The sequence below is a fragment of the Aquibaculum sediminis genome, assembly GCF_040712085.1.
In the GTDB taxonomy this organism is placed as follows: domain Bacteria; phylum Pseudomonadota; class Alphaproteobacteria; order Kiloniellales; family DSM-21159; genus Aquibaculum; species Aquibaculum sediminis.
Genome location: NZ_JBFCVK010000013.1, coordinates 1 through 23710 on the forward strand (window position 1 = coordinate 1; position 23710 = coordinate 23710).

Sequence of the window (23710 nt, forward strand, 5' to 3'; positions counted from 1 at the left end):
TCACAGCCATCATGCGCAAGCTCGTGATCCTCGCAAACGCCCTCCTCAGAGATCAGCGTCCATGGGTCAACTTTCCTTCTTGATCAACACGGATACTCTGGTCTTCAATATAGGTGCGAGTGTCTTCTTATCTTGCCTTTGGCACAGAGACGTCAAAGCTTGAATTACTTCATATTATACGGGAATAGATATGTGCCACGCTCGCTAATTAAGCGCAGTCGGGTTGTCCTGCCTGAGTTTATCACCCGCCGCCTGGAGGGCGATTATTACAAGGATCTGAAACTGGGCCTCACGGGCAAGAAGGATCCGCGCGGGCGTCTCGAAGCGATCCTGCCTCTCGCGCAGCGGGCGGCCGGGCGGTCCGTGCTGGATCTGGGATGCGCGGAAGGCCTGATGCTGCAGCCCTTTCTTGCCAACGGTGCGCGTTTTGTCCACGGAGTGGATGAGAGCGCGCGCCGAATTCAGTCGGCCCGAAGGCGGGTGGGTTTCGGGAATTGTCGGTTCGACGTGGTCGACTTGAACCGCCCGATGGTCATTCGAGACCGGAGGATCTTCTGCGAGAGCTACAACATCGTCCTCTTCCTTGGCATCTATCAACACCTCGAGAACCATGTCCGCGAGCGATCCCTGTCCTTCGCCCTGTCACTCGCTTCCGAATGGTTCGTCATTCGCTGCCCCCGCCCGCTGTTCGAAGGCGCGATGAGGCTGATCACGAACCAGGGCTTCACCATAGAGGAATGCGTCTCCGGAGGCGGAAACGGCAGGCTCGCGATCTGCAAGCGGGTGGGATAGACACAAAGCCGGAAAGCGGCAGTCTGCTGTTGAATGGCATCGCGATTGGTTCCTGCATATTACTGGAACCGGACGTTTCCCTTGGACCGGTTTCGCTGCCAAAGTCTCGGCGAGCAGGATCGGATTCCAAGAGGTAGAGCATGTACACGCCACCGGCTTTCCGCGACGAGGATGTCGAGAGTCTCCGGGCCACCATTCGTGCGGCGCGCCTGGCGCATTTCGTCACCGCGACGGCCGAGGGACCGCTTGCCACACCCCTGCCGCTGTTTCTCGACGAAAGCGAAGGGGAAGGCGAAGCTGAGTGGGGCGTGATCTACGGCCACTTCTCGAAGGCGAACCCGCAATGGCGCCAGCCGCCGCTGGGCGATGCGCTGGCGATGTTCATGGGGCCCGATGCCTACGTCACGCTCTCCTGGTACGAGACCAAGCGCGAGACCGGCAAGGTGGTCCCCACCTGGAACTATGTGGCGGTCCACGCCTATGGCCCGGTGGAGTTCTTCGAGGATCCGGACCGCCTGCTGGAGGTGGTCACCCGCCTGACCGATCTGCAGGAAGGCGCGCGCCCGGAGCCCTGGGCCGTGTCCGACGCGCCGGCCGATTTCATCAAGGCACAGCTGCGTGGAATCGTCGGCCTGCGCATGCCGGTCACCCGCCTGGAGGGTAAGCGCAAGCTGAGCCAGAACCGCAGTGCCGCGGATCGTGCTGGTGTGGCGGCCGGTTTGGCCGAAAGCGACGACCCCACCGATCGAGCGATGGCGGCGCTGATTCCTCGATAGTTTGATCCCAGGATAGCGCCGGAGGCTGAGGGTCAGACCCGTGTGGTCAGTTCGCGGATGCGCGCTTCCAGTGTCTTGACCGTGGCTTCCAGGGTGCCGACCCGGGCGCGGAGCAGGTCGACTTCGCAGGGTTCCCCGGCGGCCTCGGCGAGTGTTTCCGCAAACTCCACCCCCACCTCGCGGCCGCACTTCCAGACGACCCGCACCCGGCTGTTGACCTGGAGCTTGGGGATAGAGAGGAGGAGGTGCTCCGGCAGTGCCTGGATCATCTCCAACTGGAGCAGTGCGCCGTGCTGCGAGATGTTACGGATGATTGCGTCGAGCGGCGGCTCGTCCGCGCGCAGGGTGAGCTGCGCCGCCAGCAGCGTGCGCCGACGCGTTGAGCGCCGACTGTCCTCGGTCAAATCGTTCCCATTCATGCTATCGCCCCCCAGGGCCCCGTCCCGCGAGCCTACCGCCTGCCCGGCCGCTCTCATCGACCCTGGAGGATCATGGCATATCCGGCGCATGAGACAATCATAAAGTGCAGTGGCGAGCGGAGGAAATCGCCCCTGCCCCTTCGAACGCAGGGGGCCTTGGGGGCGGGACTTTGCTAGCCTGCCTTGAATTTTCCGCCGGCCCGAATGCACCCGCTTCGGGCCGGCGCCCGCGCGTTCGATCCCTGTGCCAATGATCAAGGAGGCCATGATCCCAATGATGCGACGCTCGCTGCTTTCCTCGTCCGGCGTTCTCGCCGCCGCAATGCTGGTCGGTTCGGCCCTGGCCCAGGACATGAACTTCCCCGAGCACGACTTCGAGGCGCCGGACGAAGTGGAGATCCTCGGCCATGTCAGGGCCACGCTGGACGGCGAGGATCGGGAGTGGGTGACCATCTACGGCGTCGCCGGCGGCGAGGCGGGGGCCAGCGCCAATTGGAGCAGCGGCTTGCCCGGGGGAATGCCCGGTGGCTCGCAAGACGATGCCTTTGCGCAGTTGCAGGAAGAGGGGAGCCTGTCGCCGCAGGAGCAGGCCATGCTGGAGTTGATGCAGGAACGCATGGCGCAGCAGCGCGCGGCCCTGCAGGAAACGGTCGACGTCTCCATCGCCGGCCACGATCCGGCCAGCGACAAGCTGCTGACCGAAGGCGTACTCTCCCTGCAACCCCAACTGTTTGGGGCCGGCCCGGAGGAGTGGCAGGCCAAACTCGGGGCGCCGATGGAGGCCGAAATCCTCTATGTGATTGAAAGCAATCGCGGCATGCCGGCGGTTTTCTATACCACCGATACCGACATGAACGCCCACGGCGAGATCACCTTCACCGACTTGAGCCTTGAGGAGCCCTTCGGCACCGCTGCCGGCACCTTCAACGCACGCCTCTGCCGCGTGGAGATGCCGAGCATGATGGAGATCAACACCTTCCCCGATGACTGCGTCGAGGTCGACGGCACCTTCGAGACGGAGCTCTTCGCGGAGCGCTACTGATGCGTCTCGGGCTGGCGGCAGGGCTGGTCGCTGCGCTGCTCCTGGCGGCCACCGCTGTCCAGGCGCAGCGCGAAACCCTGCCACTCTCGCCGGAAGCGCTGGAGGACGTCCCGAAACCGCCGGCCATGGACCTGCCGGAGATGGACCTCGAGTCCCTCGGCGGCATCTTTCAGGCCATCGAGGACATCGCCGGCGGCGAGTGGGTCGAGGCCCCGGACTACGACGATTGGCGCCTTTTCATCAACGAGTGGGCGGAGGATGCGGTCCTGCCGCCCCTGGTGACCATTCCCGTGGTCTGGGGTTGGCGGGCGCATGGTGACTGGTCCTCCGAGCACAGCGGGCAGGGCCAGCTCACCGGCATCGTCTTCCGCGATCGGGTGCAGCTGATCGCGCCCCTGCGGGCCGAGGGCTTCGACTTCCCACACCTCTTCTGGTCGTCCGTTCCGAACGAGAGCCCCGACATCTTCCACGCGCTCTTCCATCACGCCGAGGGTCGGGGCGGCACCGGCCTGGAGGCGATCAGCGACGATCTCTTTGCCAGCGAGCGCTTCCGGAACATCCCGCGCGAACAGCTGCATGCCGGCACCTTCGAGTCCCTGACCGGAGACTCGATCTTCGAGGGGCCGGAAACCCGAGTGGACGGCGGGCGCGTGCGGGTCGATCAGAGCCATGCCGCCGGCCCGGCCATCCAGTTCACGGCTTACGTCTCGGAGTATGCGGACGGGGTGGACGTCACCCCGCAGCCCACCGGTCGGAGGGCCGAGATCAGCGGCTACATCTGTCCCATCGAGGTTTGGGAAGCGGTGCCGGACTTCTGCCAGCCGGGCTTGAGGGTGGATGCGGTGCAGCCCCCGCCGGGGCGCGAGAACGTCAACTATCACGACCCGGGCATCGCGGTGACCTTCAGCGAGCCCGTCGACCCGGACTCGCTGGAGAACGGCTTCCGGCTGTACACCCGGGCGGCTGACGGCGAAGAACTGGAAGTGGAGGGTCGCTGGGAGCAGGGCGATGGGCCGACCAACTATCGTTTCGAGGCCACCGGGGGCTTCGAGATGCGCTCCGGGATCGTCATGGCGGCGCGCATCGCCGGGGGCGAGGAAGGGGTGACGACCACAGATGGGGAGCGGTGGCTGCAGCAGGATGAACCCTGGCGCTTTTCGACCCTGCTCAACATGGCGAAAGAAGACAATCCGCAGGATTTCTCTGGGCGGCTGCATAGTTTCCAGGTGGTGCGCGACGCACCGCTCACCCGGGGTAAGCCGAGCCTGACCCGGCTCTATCTGGATTGGCAGTTTCACGACGATATCGACGAGAACTGGCAACCGCGCAGCTATCCCACACGGCTCCAGATCACGCCGGACCACCCCCGTCTGGTGGGGCAGTACGGCATCCTGCCGCGCGAGGCTCCCGATGTGGTGCGGATCTGGCGCGATGAGGAGTTCGGCGAGGAGCGACGGCGTCTGGCAGAGCACACGGTCAACTTCTTCGGCTGGAAGCCCGAGCGCGGCACCCGCGAGATCGTGGTGAAGGCGCGCGCCCACGAGCCCTTTCCGTCGGCCAGTGCCGCCGATGAGGGACGGATCGACAAAAGCGTCGAAGTCTGGCGCCACGATCCGGCGCCGCACACCCTGCATTTCACTGCGGCCATGGTGGGAAGCTGGCGCGACGGCATCCCCGCGGGGCAGTGGCGGCGCATGCTGGCGACACTGGACGCAGCGCGGGTCATGGCGCCGCAGTTCTTCCCCTACCGCTCGGTGCGGGCGCGCTCTGCCAGCTTCATCCTGCTGGACGACGAGGCGCAGAATGAGGCGGACAGCCTTCGCAGCTTCAAGGTCAACGACCTGGTCTTCGGCACCCAGCCGGTCGGGGAAGAGGCGTCGAGCAGCCTCCTGCACGACGCACTGGAGAATGACGCGCTCATGCGCCTGCTGGGCTGGGACGAGGTGATCCCGGAGCATGAGCGCCGGCAAATACCCAACCAAGAGGAGCACGCCGCCGACTTCGCGGAGCAGGTCCGCAAGCTGATGGTGGCCTTTCTGGTGCAGCTCGACCGCCTGGCACGGACCATGTCACCCAACGACACCTTCCTGGTCTTCGTGCCGAGCGATTTCATGGACGCCTTGGGCGTCGGCGTGGGGTCCATGGTGCGCGCAAAGAACGATCCCGGGGTCTTTGTGGTCCCGGGCATGCGCGCCGCCCTGGTTGCCATTGGAGACGAGTACTGGCGCGGGGTCGACGACATGGCCCAGGTCCTGCTGCACGAGCTGGGCCACGAACATGGCCTGGCCCACAATCCCGGCGATGCGGATCGCATCCCGCCCGGCATGAAGCACGTGTCCCCCATCGAGATAGAAGCCTGGCGCATGGACCCGGGTGGACTCTCGGGCTTCAACAAGTCCTCCAGCGAGGGCAACGGCGAGCACCGGCAGGTCCTGGTGCCGATGATGTGGCCCTACATGATCCCCACGCGCGAAATGTCCATGACCGACGCCGAGTACCGCACCCTGCTTCGCTCGATCGAGGGGGGCACCGATGCCGTGCGCTTCGGATCTGCGGCGCCGCTCGAGCCCTATCGTGTGGCGGCTGCGGCGGAAACCAGCATGGTGGACCTGCCGCAGGCGCCGGCCGAACGCCTCGTGCTGCGCGGTCGCATTGCCGCTGACGGTGAGACGGCCGAGTTTACCTCCCTGGACCTGAGCGCGGCGCCGCAGCCGGCCAACGCAGAGGGCCCCTATCGCGCGCAGCTTCTGGATGAGCGGGGCGCGCCCTTGGCGGAGGTGACCTTCGGTCTCTACGACCCGCTCGACCCCGAGATTTGGGGCGAAGGCGGGGGAGCGCCCGAAGCATTGACGCGCTGGTTCAGCGTGAGCCTGCCGTGGCGCAGCGCTGCGGCTTCGCTTGTGGTGAGTAATGAAGGCCGCGAGTTGCTCCGCCTGGAAGCGCCGGCCCAGGCGCCGAGTTTCGCCGTGCCCCCGCAGGTTTTGGCTGAGGACGCCAATGCCCTGTTCGTCGGTTGGCGCATGCAGGATCCCGACCTGACCTACGACCTCGCCTACAGCCCCAACGGCACTGCGCCTTGGCAGGGGATTGCCTTCCGGCAGCAGGGCAATGCTGCCTTGCTGCCGCGCGCTCTACTGGAACCGGGTTTGGCGCCGACGCTTCGGGTCACGGTGCATGACGGTCTGCGCTTCCAAAGCGCCACGCTGTCACTGGCCGAGAGCCTGGTGCCCGAGATCCGCCTGGAAACGCTGCCCGACGGCGCGGCCCTGGCCGAGGGGGCGCCGCTCACTCTGGCCTACACCGCACCGCTCGGCCCCCAGGAACTCGAGCGGGGATTGCGGTTGGTTGATGCGCAGGGGGATGCGGTGGCGGCACGCTTCTACACCAACCCTGCCGCCAAGCGGGCCAGTTTCTTCCTGCCCGCCGGCCAGGCACTTGCCGAGCCCCTGACCCTGGAACTGGCACCGGAATTGGGCCGCCTGGTCGGGCTGGATGGCAGGACTGTGTCGCGGGTGACCATGCCGACGCGCGGCGAGTAGCGCTGCACTGGCGGGATGCGGTCGACGCAGGCGCGACTCTTTGTCGCCATTTGTTGATAATGCCTCGCAATAACCTTCCTGAGTGACCACATTATGGGTTAGGCCGCAGTGGCGGCCGTTCGGCAGAAGGAGACCGAGCCCATGTGGATGATCTATCCCGTTGCCGGCCCTGAGGACGCCCGTTGGCAGGGCCGCCCGGTGTGGGAGCGCGTCGTGGTGCAGGCCGAAACCCCGGCCCTGGCACGCTTGCGCGCGGCCGCCCTGGAGCGCCCGGCGGAAGAGGCCCGTCTGGGCAATGAATCCCTGCGCTTCCGCAGCGCCTTCGAGGACGAAAAGCTCTATTGGGTGCGTCCCCTGCGTGCCGCCGAGGCGGCGGCCTGCCGCGGCCGGGCACCCGACCCGCCGCTTGCCGACGTGCTGGCCGTGCTGCCGCGCCAGTAGGAGACGGCCTGACGCGGGCGCGGCTGGATAGAGTGGATGGAAAGGAGAAGGACAATGACTTTCTGGACGGACGGCGCAGGGTTGCGCCCGCGCTACGAGATAGACAGGCGCGACACCCGCGAGTACGGGCCGATGGAGCCCGTTCACAGCTTCTGCCTGTCGAACTGGGAGAACGAGGGCGGCGCTCTGCCGCCGTCGGAACCCCTTCTGGCTGACCGGACAACCAGCGCCCCCTGAGAGTTCGTGCCTGTTGCAGGTGCGGCTTGGCCCTCCCATACTCCGCCCACCCTCGTTCCGCCCTGCCACTCACAGGCATGGAGCCGGGCGAGAGAAATTGATTAGGGGAGGATAGGCGATGCCGGCGTCACAGGCGCTTTTGGAGACCATTCGCAGCAAGCTGTTCAGCGCGGTGATCGGCGATGTGCTGGACAGTCGCGGGTACCACCATCAGTTCCTGCCGCCGGAGATCCGGCCGCTGACCCCCGACATGGTCGTGGTGGGCCGGGCCATGACCGTGCTGGAGGCCGACTGCACCGGGGACCGGATGGGCCATAGCGGCGAGGCGGCGGCCTTCGGCCTGATGTTCAAGGCGCTGGACGAACTGCAGGCCGATGAGGTCTATCTCGCCACCGGCGGCTCGCCGGACTATGCCTTCTGGGGCGAGATGATGAGCACCCGCGCCCGGGTGCTGGGGGCCGCCGGCGCGGTGCTGAACGGTCCCCACCGCGACACCGCCGGCGTGCTGGAGCAGGGCCTGCCGGTCTTCTCCGTCGGCGCCTTCGCCCAGGACCAGCGCATGCGCGGCCGGGTGATCGACTACCGCTGCCCCATCGAGTTCCCCAACCGCACCCGGGTCGAGCCGGGCGACATCGTCGTGGGCGACCGCGACGGCGTGGTGATCATTCCCAGTGCCGTGGAAGCGGAGATCGTGGAACTCGCGCTGGCCAAGGTGGCCGGAGAGCAGGACGTGCAGCGTATGCTGGAAGAAGGTGTGAGCACCCAGGAGGTCTTCCGGCGCACCGGCATCATGTAAGGCGGATCGACGGGCCGTGCGGCCCGATCACGGGGCGGCGCGGCAGTCCGCAAGACTGCGCCGCTGCCGCCCCTCCGCGTCGAAGTTGGCGGGGTCGAGCCAGGCTTCGAAGCCGGCTTTGACCGCCGGCCAGTCCCGGTCGACAATCGCGAACCAGGCAGTGTCGCGGTTGCGCTGCTTGTAGATCGTCGCCTGCCGGAAGATGCCCTCGTAGACAAAGCCCAGCCGTTCCGCTGCGCGGCGGGAGGGGGCGTTCAGCGCATCGCACTTCCACTCGTAGCGGCGATAGCCCAGTTCCTCGAAGGCCCGGCGCATCATCAGGTACATGGCCTCGCTCGCCAGGCGGCTGCGCTGCAGCGCCGGAGCGAAGTTGATGTGGCCCACCTCGATCACCCCCACCTCCGGCTGCAGCCTAAGATAGCTGGCCACGCCGACCGCCCGGCCGCTCTCGCCGTCCAGGATGGCATGGAAGAAGGGGTCGCTGCCCCCGGCCGCCGTCTCCAGCCAGGCGCGATAGGCGCTTTCCTCGGCAAAGGGGCCGATGGGCAGGTAAGTCCAGTTGCGGCCTTCGCGGTCGGCGGCATTGGCGGCGAAGAGCTCGGCAGCGTGGCGTGCGGCCTCGAGCGGCTCGACCCGTCCGTAGCGCCCGACCATGGGGCTGCGCGGCGGCAGCGGGCGGGCCGCCCAGTCGGGCAGGGGCTCGCCGATGGGCTGACCGAGATCGTTGATGCGCGGGGAGGGCATGGCGGTTCCGGGCTGGTGGAAGCGGCTTTCCCACCCCTTAACCTTTCGATCACCCAGGCGACAGAGCCACTTGCCGTGCGCAGACGGCGCCAAAGCAAGCGGGCAGGGGCCTTCGGATCAGAGAACCGACAGCACCTGTTCCGGCGGGCGGCCGATGGCGGCGCCCTTGGGGCCGACCACGATGGGGCGCTCGATCAGGATGGGGTGCTCGACCATGGCGGCGATGATCTCCGCCTCGCCCTTGTTCGAATCGTCGAGGCCGAGCTCCTTGTAGGGCGCTTCCTTGCGCCGCAGCAGGTCGCGTGCCCCCATGCCCAGCAGCGAGAGCAGGTGCGTCAGCGTCTCCGCATCCGGCGGCGTGCGCAGGTATTCCACCACGCGCGGCTCGATCCCCTGCTCTTCCAGCAGCTTGAGGGTCTGCCGCGATTTGCTGCAGCGTGGATTGTGGTAGATCGTGACAGGCATGGTCCAGACTCCCGCTTCGGGCGGTTAGCTAGCCCGCTTCGCGCGTCTGGCGCAAGGGCGACCTGCGTCGCGGTGCCGGCAAAGCGGCTTTTCGGATGGGGCGGGCTGTGGCAGAAGTTCGGCCCATGAGCCAGACAGAAACCACTGCGGGCCGGCCGGTCGTTCTCGACGGCTTTGCCTCCCTCGCCGAGCGCTATGATGCGCTGATCTGTGACCTCTGGGGCGTGCTGCACGACGGCGTCGTCGCCTTCCCCCACGCGCTGGACTGCCTGGAGCAGCTGCACAGCCGCGGCACGCGCATCGTCATCCTCTCCAATGCCCCGCGCCGGGCCGCCGAGGTCGAGGCGCGGATGAACGAACTGGGTATTGCGCCGCGCTTCTATGACAAGGTGCAGTCCTCGGGCGAGGACACCTGGCAGCATCTGGCCACCCGCCCCGACGCCTTCTACCGCGACCTGGGTCGCCGCTGCTTCCACTTCGGCCCGGACCGGGACCGCGGCATGCGCGAGGGCCTCGACCTGGATTTCGTCGAGGAGCTGGAAGCGGCCGATTTCGTGCTGAACACCGGCGCGCACATGGCCGAGGACACCATCGACACCTACGGCAAGGAACTGGAGGCCGCGGCGGCGCTGGGCCTGCCGATGATCTGCGCCAACCCCGACCTGGAGGTGATCCGCGGCGGCAACCGCGAGATCTGCGCCGGGGCCCTTGCCGCGCACTATGAGGCGCTGGGCGCGCCGGTGCGCTATCACGGCAAGCCGCACCGCTCGATCTACGAGACCTGCTTCGCCGCGCTCCCGGACGTGCCGCGCGAGCGCATCGCGGCGGTGGGCGATTCCCTGCGCACCGACATTGCCGGCGCGCAAGGGGCCGGTATCGACGGGGTGCTGGTCGCCGGTGGCATTCACGCCGAAAGCCTCGGCATCCGCGAAGGCGACATGCCCGATGCGGAGAAGCTCGCGCGCCTCTTCGCCGCCGACGAGCAACAGCCCGTAGCCACCCTGCCGGTCTTCCGCTGGTAGGCGGCCGGCGAAGCCACCGACGGATCGCTGTGAGGCGGGTGCGCCCTGCCGGGCGTTGGACAGGCGGGGGCACAAGGATTTAAATGCCGGCAAGACTGCAGCTTCCTCAAGACGGGTAGGACCATGGCCGATTTTCCCAAGCGGAGCCTCGACGACTGGAAGGAACTGGCAGGCAAGGAGCTGAAGGGCGGCGACCCGGAAAGCCTCGTCTGGCACACGCCCGAGGGCATTGCGGTCAAGCCGCTCTACACGGCGGCCGACCTGGAGGCCATGCAGTTCGAACCGGGTCTCCCCGGCTTCGAGCCCTTCATGCGCGGGCCGCGGGCCACGATGTACAGCGTGCGGCCCTGGACCCTGCGGCAGTATGCCGGTTTTTCCACCGCGGAAGAGTCCAACGCCTTCTACCGCGCCAATCTGAAGGCGGGACAGAAGGGCCTGTCAGTCGCCTTCGATCTCGCCACCCACCGCGGCTATGACAGCGACCATCCCCGCGTCGTCGGCGATGTGGGTAAGGCCGGGGTGGCCATCGATTCCGTCGAGGACATGAAGGTCCTGTTCGACGGCATCCCGCTGGACGAGATGTCGGTCTCCATGACCATGAACGGGGCGGTGCTGCCGGTGCTGGCCGGCTACATCGTCGCCGCCGAGGAGCAGGGCGTGCCGCCGGAGAAACTGAGCGGCACGATCCAGAACGACATCCTCAAGGAGTTCATGGTCCGCAACACCTACATCTATCCGCCCGAGCCCTCGATGCGGATCGTCGCCGACATCATCGAGTACACGGCGCAGAAGATGCCGCGCTTCAACTCGATTTCGATCAGCGGCTATCACATGCAGGAGGCCGGCGCGACCGCGGTGCAGGAGCTGGCCTTTACGCTCGCCGACGGGCTGGAGTATGTGCGCGCGGCGACCTCCAAGGGCCTGAAGGTCGACGCTTTCGCGCCGCGGCTGTCCTTCTTCTTCGCCATCGGCATGAACTTCTTCATGGAGGTGGCAAAGCTGCGCGCAGCGCGCCTGCTCTGGGCGCACTACATGAAGGACCTGTTCGGCGCCGAGAACCCGCGCTCGCTGATGCTGCGCACCCACTGCCAGACCTCGGGCGTCAGCCTGGCCGAGCAGGATCCCTACAACAACGTCATCCGCACCACGGTCGAGGCGCTGGCCGCCGTGCTGGGCGGCACCCAGTCACTGCACACCAACGCACTGGACGAGGCGGTCGCCCTGCCCACGCCCTTCTCGGCTCGCATCGCCCGCAACACCCAGTTGATCCTGGCCGAGGAGACGGGGGTGACCAACGTGGTCGATCCGCTCGGCGGCAGCTACTACGTCGAGAGCCTGACCTCCTCGCTGGCCCAGGAAGCCTGCAAGCTCATCAAGGAGGTCGAGGAACTGGGTGGCATGACCAAGGCGGTCGAAAGCGGCATGCCGAAGATGCGCATCGAAGAGTCCGCCGCCCGCCGCCAGGCCAGTATCGACCGGGGCGAGGAGACCATCGTCGGCGTCAACAAGTACCGCCCGGAAACCCGGGACGAGGTGGAGATCCTCGACATCGACAACCGCAAGGTCCTGTCGCAGCAGATGGAGCGCCTCAAAAAGCTCCGGGCCGAGCGCGACGGGGAGGCGGTGCGCGTCGCGCTCGACCGTCTTTCGGAGGCGGCCGAGAACAAGAGCGGCAACCTGCTGGAACTGGCGGTGGAGGCCACCCGCCACCGCGCAACGGTCGGGGAGATTTCCGATGCACTGGAACGGGTATTCACCCGCCACCGCGCCGTGATCCGCTCGATCTCCGGCGTCTATGGCGCTGCCTGGGAAGGCGATGAGGGCTTCAAGCGCATTCAAGACGAGGTCGAGGCCTTCGCCAAGGAGGAGGGGCGGCGCCCTCGCATGCTGGTGGTCAAGCTGGGCCAGGACGGCCATGACCGCGGCGCCAAGGTGATCGCCACCGCCTTTGCCGACATCGGCTTCGATGTGGACGTGGGCCCGCTGTTCCAGACCCCGGAAGAGGCGGCGCGCCAGGCCATCGAGAACGACGTGCACCTGATCGGTGTCTCCAGCCAGGCGGCCGGGCACAAGACCCTGGTGCCGGCGCTGGTCGAGGCGCTGCGCGCCGAGGGCGCGGGCGAGATCCTGGTGGTCTGTGGCGGCGTCATCCCGCCCGCGGACTATGCCTTCCTGCAGGAGCAGGGCGTGGCAGCGGTCTATGGCCCCGGCACCAACATCCCCCAGGCGGCCCATGAGATTCTCGAGATGATCAGCAAGGCCCAGGGTGGCGCCGAGTAGTGCAGATCGCGTTCCACTAGAATCGCTTTGCGATCCAAGTGGAACGCGTGAATCTGCACTATCTCTTTAATGTTAGACCGGATTCACGCGTTTAATCTGAAACCCTTGTGGTTCAGATTGAACGCGATCCGGTCTAATCTCTGCTCAGGCGGTCTGTTGCCGGGCGCTTAACCCGGCGGCCAGGCTCCGCAGCCCGGCCAGCAGCGGCAGCGCCGCTACGGCGACGGCGGCGATCTGCAGCAGGAAGACCAGTCGGTAGGCGCCGAAATCGTTGGCGCCGAAGGCCTTGGCGACAGCGAAGGCAATCTCCAGCAGTTCGAGACCCGCTTCGGTGCCGATCATGATGGCGCCGGCGGGGAGCAGTGCCAGCAGGGCGTAGCGGTCGGCCTGCCGTGTCGCCGTGACCACCACGGTGGCGGTCACCAGACCCATGCCCAGACTGGTGGCCAGTCGTGCCCCGATGAACAGCCAGTCTTCCGGCACCGTCGGATAGAAGGCGTAGCCCACGATGCCGAGGAACACGAGCGGCAGGCTGGCGGCGATCAGCGGCACCGCCAGCGCGGCATTGCGTGCGACCAGGGCACCGGCCAGCAGCACCGCCACTGCCTGGCCCAGGGCGCCGATGCTGGCCCGGTCGGCGATCAGGCTGGCGCTGCAGAGGTGACGCACCAGATAGACCGTGTCGAAGAACCCCGTGGTGGGTATCTGCAGCAGGAAGAGGCCGAGCAGGAGCAGCAGGGGCGTGTTGGGGATCCCGGACAGCGGCTTGACCCGGTGCATGTGGCTGGCGGTGACGAAGAGCGCTCCGGCGAAAAGCGCGAGCGCTGCGACGGTTGCCACACTGCTCCAGCCCACCAGCGTGCCCAGGGCGGTCGCGATCTGGAAGGCGAGGACGCTGCCGACGAAGAACAGGATGCTGCGCCGGTCCAGGGCCAGGCGTTTTGCCTGGGCGTTGCGGTCCCGTCCGGCGATCCGCCGCAGCGAGGGCAGAGCGAAGAGGAGATAGGCCAGCGGCAGCAGGGCGAAGATCAGGAAGAAGTTGCCGATGCCGATGTCGTGGGCCGTGTACTTCACCAGTTGCGGCGTGACCAGGAAGGCGAAGGGCGTGGCAAAGGACCAGAGGGTGGTCAGCATGCCCTGGGACTTCTGATCATCCAGCGCGCTGATATGGAACTGTGCCAGGGGCGCCAGCAGGCCGAGCGAGAGGCCGCCGGCGACAAAGGAGAGTGCCACCCCGAGTTCGCGCACCGGCAGACTCGGCTGGGTGTTGAACAGCAGCCCGAGCCCGGCAAAGGCCGCCGCTGCCAGCATCGAGGCCAGTGCCGCCAGATAGGGCGCCCGGCGCCGGGTGATCAACAGTGGCGCCAGGGCGAGCGCGATCACCATGCTGCCGACGATCAGCTCGACGATGAAGTTGGTGCGCTCGACCGAGATGGTGAGGAAGCTGGCGAACTCCCCCTCGGAGATGAAGAGCGTCGAGGTGATGACCGACTTGAGGCCGTTGCCCAGCAGGGCGGCCATGCCGAGGCCGCCGAAGGCCAGCACTCCGAAGCCTGAAGCCCGCTGTGTCACAGTCGGCGTTGCACCTCTTCGGCGGCCCGGATGGCCAAGGCAGCGACGGTGAGCGTTGGCGCGTTGACCGGCGCGGTGATGTGCGTGCTGGTGCCCAGGATGAAGAGGTTGGTGTGGTCGTGCGCCACCATCTGCGTGCCCACTACTGAGCGCGTTGGATCCTCGCCCATGCGCGTCGTGCCGCCGATGATGGCATTGGAGAGATAGGGCTCGTTCGACTGCACCTCGGTGGCGCCCAGCGCCTCGAAGATGCGGCGGTTCAGTTCCTCCGCCTCCTCCAGGCCGCGGCGGGTGTAGTCGTCCATGTGGACCGTCACCTGCGGCTTCGGCACCCCGGCGCTGTCGCGCTCCTCGGCCAGCTCGACCCGGTTGTCGGGGTCGGGCAGAATCTCAGCCGAGGAGTTGAGACGCAGGTGGCGGGAGACCTGCTCCGCCACCGCCCGCGCCAGCTCGGGCCCGCGCTTGCCCTCGCCAATGAGCTTCTTCGCCAACTCCGTGGCGTCGCTGTTGCCTGACCAGCCGCTGTTCATGAAGGAGGTGCCGATGGCGGCCTTTTCCCCGCGGAAATCGCCATCGCGCAGTTCGATCAGGCCGGCGGTCTGCTGCGGTCCGCGGTAGGGGAAGACCGGCTCTTTCGTCAGACCCCAGGTGTCCTGATTGGCCTGGGTCAGGAGATAGCGGCCCACCACCCCGGAGGAGTTGGCCACGCCCTGGGGTGCGGCCTCCTGGGCGGAGTTGAGCAGCAGGCGCGGGTTCTCGATGGCATGGCCGCAGAGCGCGAAGATGCGGCCCTCGACCCAGAAGTTCTCCCCGTCGGGGCGGCGCACCTTCACGCGGCGCACCTGCTGCGCCTCGTCCAGTTCCATGAAGGTGACCAGCGCATCGCACTCGACCCGCGCGCCCAGGGCCTCGGCCTTCTCGGCATGCATCGAGGCGTCGTACTTGGCGCCGATGGGGCAGATGGGCACGCAGGTGTTGTTGCCGCAGCAGGGCGGCCGACCGTCGAACTCCACGGAGTTGCGGGCGTGGGAGAAGGGGCCGGCGTGCAGGCCGAGTTGGTCCAGCGCCTTGATCACCTGCTGGTCCATGTAGCTCATGGGCACCGGGGGCAGGGGATAGGGCTCCTCGCGCGGGGCGCCCCAGACGTGATCGGGGTCGCCGGCCACGCCCCAGCGCCGCTCCGCCTGCACGTAGTAGGGCAACAGGTCCTCGTAGCCGAGCGGCCAGTCATCGGCCACGCCGAAGCGGCTGCGCATGCGGAAATCGTTGGGGCGCAGGCGGTCGGCGAAGCCGGTCCAGTGCCAGGTGGTGCCGCCGAACAGGCGCAGGTAGGCGCCGATGAAGGAGATGGAGCCCTTCTGAACGTAGAAGTCGTCGTAGCCGCCGTCTTCCGGGTGCGGGGCGGAGGGCGCGCTGGGATAGGCGGCTTGCGGGCCCTTCACCGGATTTTCGTAGAAATGCTTCACGTGGGCCGAGCGCGGACGCCGGGGGCCGGCCTCCAGCATCAGCACGTCCACACCCTGCTGCACCAGGGAATAGGCCAGGTGCGCGCCGGCCATGCCGGCGCCGATGATGACGACGTCGGCGCGCATCAGGCCGGCCCCTTGTCGGCGGGGGCGTCCTGCCAGTGCCCGAAGGGCATGCCGCAGAGCCCCGGCGCCGTGGCGAAGCCGAGACCCGACCAGGCCAGCGCCCAGGGATACCAGGCAACGCGCGTGCTGCCGTCGTCGCGGGTGACCTCTCCGGTGTAGAGGAAGGCCGCAATCCAGCGCAGCTGATCTTCCAGGTCAGTGTCGCTCACCCCGGTCTGTGCGGTGGCCGGTGGGCCCAGGGCATCCAGCGGCTGCCCCGCAACGGCCTGCAACAGCGCCGGCACGGCTGCATCGCCGTAGTGCTTGCGAAAGGCCGCGGCGCAGCCCTCGACCAGGATGTCGGGGATCGCGCTCAGACCGCCGACCGCCCGGATCACCTCGGCAAAGGCCGCGGCTTCGCGGTCGCTGCCCAGCGGACCGGCCAGCGCGCGGCTTGCCGGCAGGGCGGCGAGTGCGGCCAGCAGGCTGCGGCGGGTGACATTCATGGCGTGCGCACCACCACCAGGCCGCGGGCGAGGCCGGAGCCGCTGTCCACCGCCTGCATGGCGGCCAGCATCTCGTCCAGCGGCAGCCAGGAGGGGGGATACTTGTACTTGGCGACGTCGAGCACCAGCAGGCTGTCGCTCTCCGGGTGGTAGGCGCCGATGGGCGAGACATGGCCGGCGCCGATCTGGCCGATCACCTCGCGGGTGTAGTTGACGATCAGGCGGACGTCGGGATCGGCCAGCGTGTCCTGAGCGATCCGGCGCAGCGCGTCCGTATCGAGCTTGTCGGCGTAGTGCACCTCGGCCTCGACACCCAGGTTGGTGAGGAAGGTCCCGATCTCCTCAAGGGTCATGCCCTCGTGCTCGACCTTGGCGTAAGCCTTCACCGCCTGGTTCTCCTTGGTGAAGATCGAGTCCTGGGTGAACAGCTCGAAGGGGTAGATGCGCAGCGGCTTCGGTCGCTCGATGTCCAGGCTGTTGAGCACGCCGGCCATGGTGGCCGGGGCGCAGAAGGTCTGGATGTGCTCGTACTCGAGGTAGGTGGCGAGAGCGATGTAGTCGTTGAGCGGCTCGCTGGCGAGCAGTCGCTCGTCGCCCTCGGGAGTGGTGAGGTAGACCGGCTCCGCCGCCGCAGGCGCTGCCAGGACGAGCAGGGCACCCAGCGCCGCGCCCTTGAGGGCCGAAAGGACGCTCACTTTCATCGTTGTTCTCCAAACCATTTGGCCAGGGCCTTGATGTCCTCGTCGCTGAGGTCGGCGGCGATGCCGGACATGACCAGGGCGGGGCCGCCGTTGCGCAGCCCCTCGCGGTAGCTTTTCAGCGCGCGCTCCAGGTAGGCCGGCTGCTGCCCCGCGATGATCGGCACCTCCGGCAGCACCGGGCGGCCTGATGCGCCGTGGCAGGAGAGGCAGGAAGCCGCCGCCTCCGGCATGGCGTTCGCGCTCTTGTCGTCGTTCGCCAGCGCTGCTGCCGGGCTCAGGGCCAGCAGCAGGCCGGCCAGCAGGATGCCGTGTCGCGCCATGGCCCCGGTCACTCCTCGATGTTGATGTTGAGCATCATCCCCAGGTCCTCGTGCGGCAGGATGTGGCAGTGCATGACGAAGCGGCCGGTGAAGTCGGTGAAGCGCGTGCGGATCGTCACCGTCCCGGCAGCCGGAACGGCAATGGTGTCCTGCCAGTGCTTGTACTCTTCCGGCTCGCCGTTGATCGCCACCACCTGGAAGGGATTGACGTGGATGTGGATCGGATGCGGGAAGGGTGTCTCGTTGATGAGAACCCACTCCTCCGCCGTGTTCAGCTTCGCCACCACGTCGTCGCGCCGCGGGTCGAAGGCCTCGCCGTTGATGGTGAAGGTCATGTTCTTGTACATGCCCTCCACCGTGCGGGTGCCGAGCACGAACTGCCGCTGTGCGACGATCTCCTCGTCGGTGATCTCGGTGAGGATGCGGTTCTCCGGCAGGACACCGGAGGGCAGGGCCGTGGCCATGGGAATGGAAGGATCGACCCGGTCGGAAGCGGCCGGCAGCACGATGACGTCGGCCAGATGCATCTCCGGGAGCGCCTGGATGCCCTGGTGGAAGGCGGGGCGGCGCAGCTCGTAGTAGCCGGCCTTGCCGGCCTTGACCATGAGGTTCACCCGGTTGCCCGGCGCCAGGTCGACCTCGGTCATTTCCTCCGGCTCGTCCAGGGGATTGCCGTCGCGGCCGATCTCCAGGATCGTCAGGCCGTCGAGCGTGAAGGGCAGGAACTGTGCGTCGCCGGCGTGCAGCACGCGCCAGTGCTGCACCTCGCCCTCGCGCAGATAGATGCGCGGGCGGTACTGGCCGTTGATGAGGAAATCGCGCTCGGCGGTGAGCTCCCAGATCGAATCCATGGATTCGATCAGCCCGCCCTCCACGGCAATGGGGGCCTGGAGCACAAGGATCCGCTCCACCGCATCGCGCACCTCCGGCACCTCGTCCAGGGTGCCGTTGACGATCATCATGCCGGCGGCGCCCGAGGCGACCTGGGCGGCGACCGAGCCGTGGCGATGGGGGTGGTACCAGTAGGTGCCGGCGGGATGGTCGTCGGGGAGCTGCACCACGTAGTTGAAGGTCTGCCCGGGCTCAATCTCCAGATAGACGTTGTCGCTGTTGCCGCGCGGGCTGACGTGGAAGCCGTGGAAATGCAGGTTGGTGCTGTTGAAGCGGTTGGGGGTGTTCATCACCGGCGTGCCGCGGTCGGGATTGGGCGGCAGGCGGTTCTCGAGCCGGATCTCCAGGGTGTCGCCCGGGTGAACGCGCAAGGTCGGGCCCGGCAGGGCGCCGTAGTTACGCAACTCCGTGGCGCCGTCCGGCAGCGTCACGGATTGCAGCGCCATGCGCAGGGTGGCGCGCAGAACGCCCTCGCTGGCGTGAATTTCCGGGGGATTGGCCAGATCGTCGGCCAGGCCGAGCGGGCTTGCCGCCTCCACTGTGTCGCTACCGTCCGCGGCCGACAGGCCCCTCAAGGGATAGTAGGCAAGTCCGCCGACGGGCAGCAACAGCCCGGCGGCCAAAAGTCCGCGGCGTGATAAGCCCATCCCCGCCCCTTAGTACTTCGTTTTATCCGGGAAGGAATCCTATGAGCGCTCGCAGTCGAGCGCAAGTGTGCAGTGGCCCGGTCTTGGCCAATCAAGCCCGCCGCCAACTTGCTATGTTTACTTTACGAAAGGATGCCAACCAATGGTCGTGGCATGCAATCGGACAGGTAGATCGGGCCGGCTGCTCTCACCGTTCCGTTTCTGCAAGTTCACCCCGGTCCGGCAACCTGTAACTGCTGCTGCGGCCGCCGCCTGGATTTCGGACCAGCACGCCTGCATCAAGCAACTCCCGAATATCGCGCAGTGCCGTGTCGGCGGAGCACTTCGCAAGCTTGCCGTACTTCGTGCTCGTCAAGTGGCCTTCCCAGCCCTGTTCGAGCATGCGGTTGAGCACCAGTTGCTGGCGTTCATTCAGGGGGCGGCGATTTGCCGTCTCCCAGATAGTGGCGCGGTGGTGCACTGCGTCGAGTGTCACCCAGGCCAGCTCGAGGGCGCGCCGAAGGCAGACGAGAAACCAGGTCAGCCACGGCGTGATGTCGAGGCCATTGTGCTTCTGGTCCTCGAGGCGGCTGTAGTAGTCCTTTCGCTCCGCTTCGATCTGCGCGGACATGCTGTAATAGCGCTCCTGGGACCCGTCGGCGCGCGCGAGTGACATGTCGGCAATGGCGCGCGCTATCCGACCATTGCCGTCCTCGAAGGGATGGATTGTCACAAACCAGAAGTGCGCGATCCCGGCTTTCAGCACCGGGTCGAGGGCCAAGTCTGCGTTGAACCAGGCGAGAAAGCGCGCCATCTCGCTCTCCAGACGGTCCGCTGAGGGCGCCTCGAAGTGTATCTTTTCGCGCCCCGGCGGGCCGGAGACGACCTGCATCGCGCCCGCTGTCTCAGGCCGCCAGGCACCCACCGTGATCCGACGCAGCCCGCTGCGACCGACGGGAAAAAGCGCCGCGTGCCAGGCGAAGAGCCGTTCCTGGGTGAGGGGCTGTGCGAAGTTCCGCGTGGCATCAAGCAGCATTTCGACAATGCCGTCGACAGCCCGGCTCGATGGCACCAGACCGCCCGCCTCAATCCCCAGGTGCCGCGCAATGGAAGAGCGCACTTCCTCGGCGTTCAGCGCCTCGCCTTCGATGGCCGAGGATTTCACGACGTCATCGGTCAGGGTGCCGAGATTGGCTTCCTGCCGATGCGCGAACCCCAACGCTCGCATCCGGCCAAGAATCTCGCCCTGCCGGAAGCGCAAATCGGAGAGCCTGGGCGAAAGCGCGGTGCTGTCCCAGGTGAAATGCGGCCAATCCGGCTGCTCGTGGATATAGGCCATCGTTGCATTGCCTCCTGGCGTGACAATGCATCGAGCGTGCCTTGGCCGCAACAATCACCGCAAAGTTTGCGGTGATTACCGGCCTAATCACCGCACATTCTGCGGCGAATAGCGCGCTCAATCACCGCAAGCGCGCAGGCCGGCTTGGCTTTCAGAGGACGCCCTTGTCGCGCAGCTCGGCGATCTCCTCCTCGGACAAGCCGAACTCGCGCAGCACCTCCTCGCTGTGCTCGCCCACATGCGGGGGCGGCCGGCGATAGGCCACGGGGGTCTCGGAGAACTTGATGGGGTTGCCGATCAGGTCGACGGTGCCGGTCTCGCTGCCGGGGAAGGGCAGGGAGACCTTCATGCCGCGGTGCAGGATCTGCGGGTCGGCAAAGACGCGGTCGATGGTGTTGACGGGGCCGGAGGGCACGCCCAGTTCCGCCAGTCCCTCGACCCACTCGTCCAACGTCTTGCGGCGGGTGAGCGGCGGCAGCAGCTCATAGAGCGCATCGCGATTGGCCACGCGCAGCGAGTTGGTGAGAAAGCGCGGGTCCTCGGCCAATTCCGGCGCACCGGCGAAGGCGCAGAAGCGCTGGAACTGCCGGTCGTTGCCCACGGCGATGATGAAGTGGCCGTCGGCGCAGGGCAGCACGTTATAGGGCACGATGTTGGCGTGCTCGGTGCCACGGCGATGCGGCACCTTGCCGGAGGTCAGGTAGTTCAGCCCCTCGTTCACCAGCCAGGCCACCTGGGTGTCCAGCAGCGCCAGGTCGATGTACTGACCCTGGCCGGTCCGATCGCGGTGACGCAACGCGGCCAGGATCGCGACGCTGGCGTACATGCCGCACATGATGTCGGCGATGCCCACACCCACCTTCATGGGCTGGCCGTCGGGTTCGCCGGTGATCGACATCATCCCGCCCATGCCCTGGGCCAGGTAATCGTAGCCCGCGCGCGGCGCATAGGGGCCGGTCTGGCCGAAGCCGGTGATGGAGCAGTAGACGATGTCCGGCTTGACCTCCTTCATGGCGAGGTAGTCGAGACCGAACTTGGCCAGTCCGCCCACCTTGAAGTTCTCCGCCACCACGTCGCAGGAAGCCGCCAGCCGCCGGATCAGCGCCTGGCCCTCGGGCGCGGCGATGTCGACGGTGAGCGAGCGCTTGTTGCGGTTGGAGGAGAGGTAGTAGGCGCTGGCATCGCTGTCGCTGCCGTCGGCCTTCTTCACGTAGGGCGGGCCCCAACGCCGGGTGTCGTCGCCTTCGCCCGGCCGCTCGATCTTGATCACGTCGGCGCCGAGATCGCCCAGCAACTGGGTCGAGGTCGGTCCGGCGAGGATGCGCGTGAGGTCGAGAATGCGAAGGCCAGATAGGGGTCCGGACATGGGCGCCTGCCGTTGGAGGGTCTCAAGAAAAGCGGAGCCGTCTTGTCGCCCGCCCCCCAGCGGGGGTCAAGGGAGGCGCTGCGGGGAATGTCCTCACGCTTTACGGTTCAGCCTTGCGGTGCCGGTGCAGGGCAGCATGAGCTACAGGATCGGAAGGTCTGTCACAGACCGGCAAAGTAGGTGTCTGCCGGCACGAAGCCCGGCAGACGCAGCGCCGCGGCCCGCTGCTGCTCCAGGAAGCCGTCACCGATCATGATGACCTGGGCCGGCGCCAATCCCTGGCGTCGCAGCAGCGCCTCGCCGCCTCCAGCCGGAGAATCGGGGCCGCGCCAGCTGACCGGTTCCTCCAGGTCGAGCTGACGGTCGTTCAGCCGGCCCTCCAGAGCCGTCGCCACGCTGTCGAGGCAGGCATCGAGTTCCGGCTGCAGCGTCGCTTCCTGCGGGCCGAGTGGGTGGCCGCCCAGCACGAGAATGCGGCAGTCTTTCAGTCGGTCCAATTTCGCCAGCCGCGCCTGCAGCAGCTCCGGCCGCCCGTGCCGATCCACCCAGATGCGTCCGTTCATGCCCCGCACCAGCGTGCCGCCCATGCCGAACAGCAGGCTGTCGGGCCAGCGGCCAGTGTCCTGGATGGCCGCGTTGAAGACGGCGAAGGACAGACCCAAGTCCGCTGCCGCCCGTGCCCGCCGCGTCGCGATCCGGGGCAGCAGCTTAGCCTTCTGCTGCGTGTGGGCCTGCGTCCAGCAGTAGTAGGCCCAACCGCCTCCAGAGGAGGTCAGCGGCGGGCCCTGGTTGTGCCCGAGGAGAGAGGAAGTGGCGACGACCATTCAGAAAGTGTGCTGCAAAGCGCGCGCAGCGGCAAGCGAGCAGAGCAAGGTGTGCAGTGACTGAAGGGGCGCGTGAGTGGCGGTTGCCGTTTGTCCTCAGTCCCCATGCCAGTGCTGCATGTGATCGGCGTGGGTATCGAGATAGGCACCTTGGCGGTAATGGCTGTCGTAGAAGGCCGTGTCGAGATGCACGGCCTGCACGAAGCCCGGCAGCACGATTGTCGTGAAGGTGCCGGGAAAGCGCCCTTCCGTCTCCAGGATATAGCGGGCTACTTCCCCGAGGCACTCGACGAAGGCCTCGCTGTAGGGCGCGACCCCCGCCTTGACGCGCGCAGCATGCTTCCAGGCGCCGGGCGTTGCCGGATCATAGGCGCCGCCGGGCCCGAACTTGCGCTGCACGAAGGCCGCCACGGCCGCGCTCATGTCCGAATAGAAGGGCGGGCAGAGCGCCTCGTAGACCCCGTCGAGACCGACTGGATCGGGCAGGGTCCAGCGCGCGTCGCGCAGGAAGCGGAAGCCGAAGCCCGCCACGCCCTGTTCGGCAAAGGCGCCCAGGATGCTCCAGCGGTTCAGTCCGTTGAAGTAGAGACCACCCAGGCCCATGGCTTGCAGAGTCAGCACCATGTTGTGGCCCATGAAGGCGAGTTCTGAACAGTTCGCTTCGTAGGCGGACTGCCGGAGCACCGACAGCGGCATGCGCTTGTTCCCGTCGAGCAGGCCGCTGCGGATGAAGGGCTCGAGGTTGCCCGCCGGGCGCCCGTACTGGTCATCCATGAGGACGTTGCCGTTGCCGATGGCCATCGCCATCAGCGCCAGTACCTGCTCACTGGCGTCACCAATGGGCATGAAAAGGGTCGACCCCGGCGCATTGGCCATCCAGAGATTGGGCTCCAGCATGTGCGGCGGCGCGGCGGGCAGGTCGAGGCGCCTGTCCGAGAGCTTGACGGTATGAGCGCGGGCCACGGCGATGATGCGCTCCGCATCGTCGCGGATGCCCTCGAACTCGCGCATGCGTTCGGGCTGCACGTCGCGGGTGTTGGTGATGTAGCAGCCCTCGTCGTCGGTAAACAGCAGGGCCGGCGTCCCGAAACCACCGGCGGTCGGCGCCGTCCTGCCGGTAAAGCGCAGCGTATAGTGCGCGTGCTGCTCCGGGCGGTCGGGACCGTGTGGCACGCCGAAGCTCCAGCCGGTCACTCCCGTGGCGGCGGCAATCAGCACCGCCCGCTCCAGTTCCGACAGCGGCAAAGGAGCGTGGCGAGAGCGAAAGGCAAGTGGGCCCGAAGTGATCTCCATGCCGAGGCCGAAGCGACGCGCCCGGCGTCCCAGAATGGCCTCGAGCAGGGGATAGCGGAGCAGCCGATCCAGTGGAGCTTGGTGTTTCATGACACTGCCTCAGTCGCGCGGTTCAGGTAGAGTGGCTTGCGATGCCGGCTGCGCGAGC

General features: G+C 67.1%; 22 protein-coding genes. 9 read left to right on the plus strand and 13 right to left on the minus strand.

Going from position 1 to position 23710, the window contains the following annotated elements:
- Positions 1–159 precede the first annotated feature (159 nt).
- Entirely contained in the window at positions 160–792 is a 633-nt protein-coding gene (locus tag ABZ720_RS16850; protein WP_366556695.1) for a class I SAM-dependent methyltransferase, read from the plus strand.
- 140 nt (positions 793–932) lie between these two features.
- The gene (locus ABZ720_RS16855) at positions 933–1568 is read left to right on the plus strand and encodes an FMN-binding negative transcriptional regulator (RefSeq protein WP_366556696.1); all 636 of its coding nucleotides are present in this window, start codon (positions 933–935) and stop codon (positions 1566–1568) included.
- Positions 1569–1600: 32 nt separating this feature from the next.
- On the opposite strand, the gene ABZ720_RS16860 is transcribed toward ABZ720_RS16855, so the two are convergent.
- A complete protein-coding gene (locus ABZ720_RS16860; RefSeq protein ID WP_366556697.1) occupies positions 1601–1987 on the minus strand; it encodes a PilZ domain-containing protein in 387 nt (128 codons plus the stop codon).
- A 274-nt stretch (positions 1988–2261) separates the two neighbouring features.
- On the opposite strand from ABZ720_RS16860, the gene ABZ720_RS16865 reads away from it, so the two are divergent.
- The 5 genes from ABZ720_RS16865 (at position 2262) to ABZ720_RS16885 (ending at position 8042) form a co-directional block, all read left to right on the plus strand.
- Positions 2262–3029, plus strand: a complete 768-nt coding sequence (locus ABZ720_RS16865) for a hypothetical protein (RefSeq protein WP_366556698.1) — start codon at positions 2262–2264, stop codon at positions 3027–3029.
- Positions 3029–6568, plus strand: coding sequence for a hypothetical protein (locus ABZ720_RS16870; RefSeq protein WP_366556699.1), 3540 nt, complete (start codon positions 3029–3031; stop codon positions 6566–6568). Before ABZ720_RS16865 ends, ABZ720_RS16870 begins: the two co-directional genes overlap by 1 nt.
- Before the next feature lie 141 nt (positions 6569–6709).
- Positions 6710–7009: a hypothetical protein gene (locus ABZ720_RS16875; protein WP_366556700.1), complete on the plus strand. Its 300-nt coding sequence runs from the start codon at positions 6710–6712 to the stop codon at positions 7007–7009.
- 54 nt (positions 7010–7063) lie between these two features.
- Positions 7064–7246: a hypothetical protein gene (locus ABZ720_RS16880; protein ID WP_366556701.1), complete on the plus strand. Its 183-nt coding sequence runs from the start codon at positions 7064–7066 to the stop codon at positions 7244–7246.
- 118 nt (positions 7247–7364) lie between these two features.
- A complete protein-coding gene (locus ABZ720_RS16885; protein ID WP_366556702.1) occupies positions 7365–8042 on the plus strand; it encodes an RraA family protein in 678 nt (225 codons plus the stop codon).
- A gap of 27 nt (positions 8043–8069) precedes the next feature.
- On the opposite strand, the gene ABZ720_RS16890 is transcribed toward ABZ720_RS16885, so the two are convergent.
- Both ABZ720_RS16890 and arsC read right to left on the minus strand, forming a co-directional pair.
- Positions 8070–8786 (minus strand): GNAT family N-acetyltransferase, encoded by a 717-nt coding sequence (locus ABZ720_RS16890; RefSeq protein WP_366556703.1) that lies wholly within the window; start codon positions 8784–8786, stop codon positions 8070–8072.
- Between the two features lie 117 nt (positions 8787–8903).
- On the minus strand, positions 8904–9251 hold the full coding sequence (gene arsC, locus ABZ720_RS16895) for an arsenate reductase (glutaredoxin) (RefSeq protein ID WP_366556704.1): 348 nt from the start codon (positions 9249–9251) through the stop codon (positions 8904–8906).
- A gap of 125 nt (positions 9252–9376) precedes the next feature.
- Here arsC and ABZ720_RS16900 point away from each other — a divergent pair, with 125 nt between their 5' ends.
- A complete protein-coding gene (locus ABZ720_RS16900; RefSeq protein WP_366556705.1) occupies positions 9377–10273 on the plus strand; it encodes a TIGR01459 family HAD-type hydrolase in 897 nt (298 codons plus the stop codon).
- Between the two features lie 123 nt (positions 10274–10396).
- A complete protein-coding gene (gene scpA, locus ABZ720_RS16905) occupies positions 10397–12553 on the plus strand; it encodes a methylmalonyl-CoA mutase (RefSeq protein ID WP_366556706.1) in 2157 nt (718 codons plus the stop codon).
- 144 nt (positions 12554–12697) lie between these two features.
- On the opposite strand, the gene ABZ720_RS16910 is transcribed toward scpA, so the two are convergent.
- The 10 genes from ABZ720_RS16910 to ABZ720_RS16955 all read right to left on the minus strand — a co-directional run bounded on the left by ABZ720_RS16910 (position 12698) and on the right by ABZ720_RS16955 (position 23652).
- Positions 12698–14125, minus strand: a complete 1428-nt coding sequence (locus ABZ720_RS16910) for a hypothetical protein (RefSeq protein ID WP_366556707.1) — start codon at positions 14123–14125, stop codon at positions 12698–12700.
- Positions 14122–15717: a GMC family oxidoreductase gene (locus ABZ720_RS16915; protein WP_366556708.1), complete on the minus strand. Its 1596-nt coding sequence runs from the start codon at positions 15715–15717 to the stop codon at positions 14122–14124. Before ABZ720_RS16915 ends, ABZ720_RS16910 begins: the two co-directional genes overlap by 4 nt.
- Positions 15717–16202, minus strand: coding sequence for a hypothetical protein (locus tag ABZ720_RS16920; RefSeq protein ID WP_366556709.1), 486 nt, complete (start codon positions 16200–16202; stop codon positions 15717–15719). The genes ABZ720_RS16915 and ABZ720_RS16920 overlap by 1 nt, the downstream gene beginning before the upstream one ends.
- Positions 16199–16903, minus strand: coding sequence for a phytochelatin synthase family protein (locus ABZ720_RS16925; RefSeq protein WP_366556710.1), 705 nt, complete (start codon positions 16901–16903; stop codon positions 16199–16201). Before ABZ720_RS16925 ends, ABZ720_RS16920 begins: the two co-directional genes overlap by 4 nt.
- Positions 16900–17223: a c-type cytochrome gene (locus tag ABZ720_RS16930; RefSeq protein ID WP_366556711.1), complete on the minus strand. Its 324-nt coding sequence runs from the start codon at positions 17221–17223 to the stop codon at positions 16900–16902. Before ABZ720_RS16930 ends, ABZ720_RS16925 begins: the two co-directional genes overlap by 4 nt.
- 8 nt (positions 17224–17231) lie before the next feature.
- Positions 17232–18761, minus strand: a complete 1530-nt coding sequence (locus ABZ720_RS16935; protein ID WP_366556712.1) for a multicopper oxidase family protein — start codon at positions 18759–18761, stop codon at positions 17232–17234.
- A 187-nt stretch (positions 18762–18948) separates the two neighbouring features.
- Positions 18949–20079: a Fic family protein gene (locus ABZ720_RS16940; protein ID WP_366556713.1), complete on the minus strand. Its 1131-nt coding sequence runs from the start codon at positions 20077–20079 to the stop codon at positions 18949–18951.
- 151 nt (positions 20080–20230) lie between these two features.
- Complete coding sequence (locus ABZ720_RS16945; protein WP_366556714.1) at positions 20231–21445, minus strand: CaiB/BaiF CoA transferase family protein; 1215 nt, start codon at positions 21443–21445, stop codon at positions 20231–20233.
- A 161-nt stretch (positions 21446–21606) separates the two neighbouring features.
- Positions 21607–22269 carry a hypothetical protein gene (locus tag ABZ720_RS16950; RefSeq protein WP_366556715.1) on the minus strand — a complete coding sequence of 221 codons (663 nt, stop codon included), beginning with the start codon at positions 22267–22269 and terminating at the stop codon, positions 21607–21609.
- A gap of 96 nt (positions 22270–22365) precedes the next feature.
- Complete coding sequence (locus ABZ720_RS16955; RefSeq protein ID WP_366556716.1) at positions 22366–23652, minus strand: hypothetical protein; 1287 nt, start codon at positions 23650–23652, stop codon at positions 22366–22368.
- Positions 23653–23710: the final 58 nt, after the last annotated feature.